The 4,080-nt window shown below is 73.6% G+C and carries 5 protein-coding genes; 3 read left to right on the top strand and 2 right to left on the bottom strand.

The genetic code is table 11. The features are described from left to right. Positions 1-1,370, bottom strand: a 1,370-nt coding sequence (locus tag ABZ914_RS47935) for an AMP-binding protein (RefSeq protein WP_500201293.1), incomplete at its 3' end; no start/stop codon positions are given. A 116-nt stretch (positions 1,371-1,486) separates the two neighbouring features. On the opposite strand from ABZ914_RS47935, the gene ABZ914_RS47930 reads away from it, so the two are divergent. After that, positions 1,487-2,011, top strand: a complete 525-nt coding sequence (locus tag ABZ914_RS47930; protein WP_500201292.1) for a flavin reductase family protein — start codon at positions 1,487-1,489, stop codon at positions 2,009-2,011. On the opposite strand, the gene ABZ914_RS47925 is transcribed toward ABZ914_RS47930, so the two are convergent. Then, a complete protein-coding gene (locus ABZ914_RS47925; protein ID WP_500201291.1) occupies positions 2,001-2,648 on the bottom strand; it encodes a PadR family transcriptional regulator in 648 nt (215 codons plus the stop codon). The genes ABZ914_RS47930 and ABZ914_RS47925 overlap by 11 nt on opposite strands. 100 nt (positions 2,649-2,748) lie before the next feature. Between ABZ914_RS47925 and ABZ914_RS47920 the strand changes: the two genes are divergently transcribed. Continuing rightward, positions 2,749-3,891, top strand: a complete 1,143-nt coding sequence (locus ABZ914_RS47920) for an LLM class flavin-dependent oxidoreductase (RefSeq protein ID WP_500201290.1) — start codon at positions 2,749-2,751, stop codon at positions 3,889-3,891. Further along, positions 3,888-4,080, top strand: a 193-nt coding sequence (locus tag ABZ914_RS47915; RefSeq protein ID WP_500201289.1) for an SDR family NAD(P)-dependent oxidoreductase, incomplete at its 3' end; no start/stop codon positions are given. The genes ABZ914_RS47920 and ABZ914_RS47915, both read left to right, overlap by 4 nt.

The following is a 4,080-nucleotide window of genomic DNA, read 5'->3' as shown; positions in this document are numbered from 1 at the left end:
ACGACCGCCGCGTCCGCGACCGCCGGATGCCGGACGAGCACGCCCTCGATCTCCGCCGGGTAGGCGTTGAACCCGCCGACCACGAACATGTCCTTGAGCCGCCCCGTGACGGTCAGGAAGCCGCGCTCGTCGAGGCGGCCGCAGTCGCCCGTGCGCAGCCAGCCGTCCGCGTCGACCGCCCGCGCGGTCGCGTCCGGATCGTCCAGGTAGCCCTTCATCACGTTGTAGCCGCGCACGAGGATCTCGCCGGTCTCGCCGGGCGGCAGCGGCCGGCCGTCCGACGCGGCGATCCGGATCTCGGTGCCCGGCAGCGCCGGGCCGGTGGTGCGCGCGACGGTCTCGGCGTCGGCGTCCACCGGGCAGACCGACACCACACCGGCGGCCTCGCTCAGCCCGTAGGCGGTGAACACGTCCGGCACGCCCAGCTCGGCGCGGATCCGGCGGACGAGGTCGACCGGCACGTCGGCCGCGCCCGTCCCCGCGAGCCGCAGCGCGTGCGGCGGCCGATCGGGCAGCGCCAGCAGCGACGAGAAGACCGTCGGCGGGCCCATCAGCACGGTGACCCGCTCCTCGGCCAGCCGCCGCGCCGCCCGTTCGGCGTCGAACACCGCCTCCGGCAGCATCGTGGCGCCGTTCAGCAGGCACGCGAGCACGCCCGCCTTGTAGCCGAACGTGTGGAAGAACGGGTTGATCAGCAGGTACCGGTCGCCCGGCCGCAGCGTGGCGACCGCGCTCCACGCCTCGAAGACGCGGAGCGTCTGGCCGTGCGTCGACATCGCGCCCTTGGGGCGTCCGGTGGTGCCGGAGGTGAAGACGATGTCGCACACGTCCTCGGCGCGCACCGCGTCCGCCCGCTTGCGTGCCTCGTCCGCGCTCACGGCGGCCCCGCCGGCGAGGTGATCGGCCCAGCTCACGGCGGTGCCGTCGGGCTCGCCCGCCAGCAGCACGGTGAGCCTGAGATCGGGCAGGCGGGCGCCGGACGCGGCCAGCATCGCCGGGTAGTCGTTGCCGAGGAACCCGCGCACCGTGAACAGCGCGGTGGCGCGGCTGCGGCGCAGGATGTCGGCCGCCTCGGCGGCCCGGTAGCGGGTGTTGAGCGGCACGAGCACCGCGCCCGCGCTCACCAGGCCGAGGGCCGCGACGATCCACTCCGCGCTGTTCGGCGCCCAGATCGCCACCCGGTCGCCGGGCCGGACGCCGGCGCCGGCCGCCGCCCGCGCCGCCGCCTCGACATCGGCGCCGAGCTGCGCGAACGTCCGGCGGACCGGGCCGTGCGCGGTCTCGGTCACCAGTGCCTCGCGGTCGCCGTGGACGCGGGCGGCGTGCCGCACGAGCGCGGGGATCGTGGCGGGGGCGGGGTGGGGTGGCATGTCGCTCCTTCGGGCCGGACGGGGGAGACCGGGCGCCTTGACATGGAACCACAGGGATGCTTCTAATCGGAATGTTTCTATTAGAAATATTTCGATTCGATGCATCAGGAGGACGCATGGCGGCGCACGCGACGATGGAGGAGACGGCGGGAGCGGAGGGGACGGCGGGGCGGGTCGGCGCGGAGCGGATGCGCCGGGTCCTCGGCGCGTTCTGCACGGGCGTCGTGGTGGTCACGGCGATGGACGGGGACGAGCCGGTCGGCATGGCCTGCCAGTCGTTCTCGTCGCTGTCGCTGGACCCGCCGCTGGTGTGCTTCTGCCCGGGCGCGGCGTCCACGACCTGGCCGAGGGTGCGCGCGGCGGGCCGGTTCGCGGTGAACGTGCTGGCCGCGGATCAGGACGGGCTGTGCCGGGCGATGGCCGGCCGGGACAAGTTCGCCGGGGTGTCCTGGACGCCGGCACCGGGCGGCTCGCCGCTGCTGGACGGCGCGCTGGCGTGGATCGAGGCCGACGTCGAGCGGGAGCTGCCGGGCGGCGACCACTCCATCGTGATCGGGCGGGTCCGCGACCTCGCCGCCGGGCGGGCCGCGCGGCCGCTGCTGTTCTTCCGCGGCGGCTTCGGCCATGCGCTCAGGGGGTGAGCGGCCCGTCCTTCGCGGACTCGGCGGCGATCTCGTCCAGGTCGGCGAGCATCCGGCGGGTCAGCTCGCGCTCGGCCTCGTAGTAGCGCTGGGACCAGCGCAGCACCAGCTCGGGGTAGGCCCATTCGGCCACCTCGGCGGCGCCGCCGGCGTCGGCCGCCGCGCGCCGGCTCATCTTCTCGGCGTACTCGCCGTGCTGCCGGAGGATCTCGCGGAGCCGGGCCGGCTCCATCAGGTGGCCGAGCCAGGTCCGGAGCATGACCCCGTGCTTGAGGACGGGCGGCTCGACGGGCGCCTCGCGCGCCCAGCGCGACACCGCGGCCATGCCCTCCTCGGTGATGGCGTACACGCGCTTGCCGCGGGTGCTCTCGGTCAGCTCGACGCGGGACGTGGCGTACCCGATCTTCTCCAGCCGCTTCAGCTCGCCGTAGATCTGGCTGTACGAGGGGCTCCAGTAGAAGAACTTGAGGCTCCAGTCGGCCCACTTCTTCAGGTCGTAGCCCGACAGCTCCTCGCCGAAGGAGAGCAGCCCGAGCACGGCCCAGCTGGTCGGCGGGAGGTTCGGCGCGTCCTCCGCCGCCGCGTCCTTCGCCGTGCCGCCCTTTGCCGTGCCGCCATGCGGTGCCGTGTCGCTCACCCGGCCAGCGTAGCCGCCGCCATATGCCGGACGGTCATGTGGCGGTGGCGGCATATATCTGTTAGGAATATTTCGAACCGGAATACTGGAGGTCCCCCCGATGCAGTTCTCGATGATCTTCGAGGCCCAGCTGGCGAACCCGACCCCCGAGCGCGAGCGGCGGCTCCTGCTCGACAGCGTCGAGCAGGCCGTCTACGGCGAGGAGATGGGCTTCGACCGCGTCTGGGCCGTGGAGCACCACGGGCTCGAGCGCTACGCCCACATGACCGCGTCCGAGATCTTCCTCAGCTGGGTCGCCGCGCGGACGTCCCGCATCCGCATCGGGCACGGCGTGATCTGCATGCCGTTCAACTACAACCACCCCGTCCGGGTGGCCGAGCGGGTCGGGATGCTGGACGCGCTGTCGGGCGGCCGGCTCGACGTCGGCGGCGGGCGCGGCTCCACCCGAATGGAGATGGGCATGTACGGCGTCGAGCCGTCCGCGACCTACCCGCAGATGGAGGAGTCGCTACGGTTCCTCGCCAACGCCTGGCGCAAGGACGAGGTCGACTGGCACACCGACCTGCTCGACGTCGGCCCGGCGAAGATCCTGCCGCGGCCCGTGCAGACCCCGCACCCGCCCCTCTACATGGCCTGCTCGAAGCGCGACACGGTCCGGCTCGCCGCCGCGCTCGGCGTCGGCGCGCTGGTGATGGGCTTCGCCGGTCCCGAGGAGGTCAAGGAGATGTACGACCTGTACTGGGACACCGTCCGGACGCGCACCCCGGAGCGCCTCGTCAGCACCGAGACCACCGACAGGTTCGTGGCGCTGTGCCCGACGACCGTCCTGGACGACGGCGACCGCGCCCTCCGGATCGGCGCGCGCGGCCAGCGGTTCTTCGCCGAGGCCATCGCGCACTGGTACGGCAACGGCCCCGCCCCCGCCGAGGACACCGAGGACGACGACAACATCGCCGCGCTCGCCCGCGACAAGGAGGCGCTGGTCGCCAAGCTCAACGAGGCCAACATCCCGGCCCGCCCGCAGGACACCGGCACCTTCAACGCCGAGCACGCCTACGGCACCGCCGACTACGCGATCGAGTACGTCCAGCGGCTCGCCGACATCGGCGTGGACGAGATCATGTGCCTGATCCAGATGGGCACCGTCCCGCAGGACGTGTGCATGGAGACGATCCGCCAGTGGGGCGAGACCGTCATCCCGCACTTCCGGGCCGCCGAGCGGACGGCCGGGTCGCGCGGATGAGGCTCGACGGGAAGGTCGCGATCGTCACCGGCGCCGCGCGCGGGCAGGGCGAGGCCGAGGCGCGGGCGTTCGCCGAGGCCGGCGCCCGGGTCGTGCTCACCGACGTGCGGGAGGACGAGGGCGCGGCGGTGGCGGCGGGCCTCGGGGTCGCCGCCGGCTTGGTCCGGGACGACGTGTCGTGGGCCGGCG

Source organism: Spirillospora sp. NPDC046719 (assembly GCF_040645715.1).
Classification (GTDB): Bacteria; Actinomycetota; Actinomycetes; order Streptosporangiales; family Streptosporangiaceae; genus Spirillospora.
The sequence above is the reverse complement of the archived record's forward strand: the minus strand, read 5'-3'. Positions and strand labels throughout refer to the sequence as shown.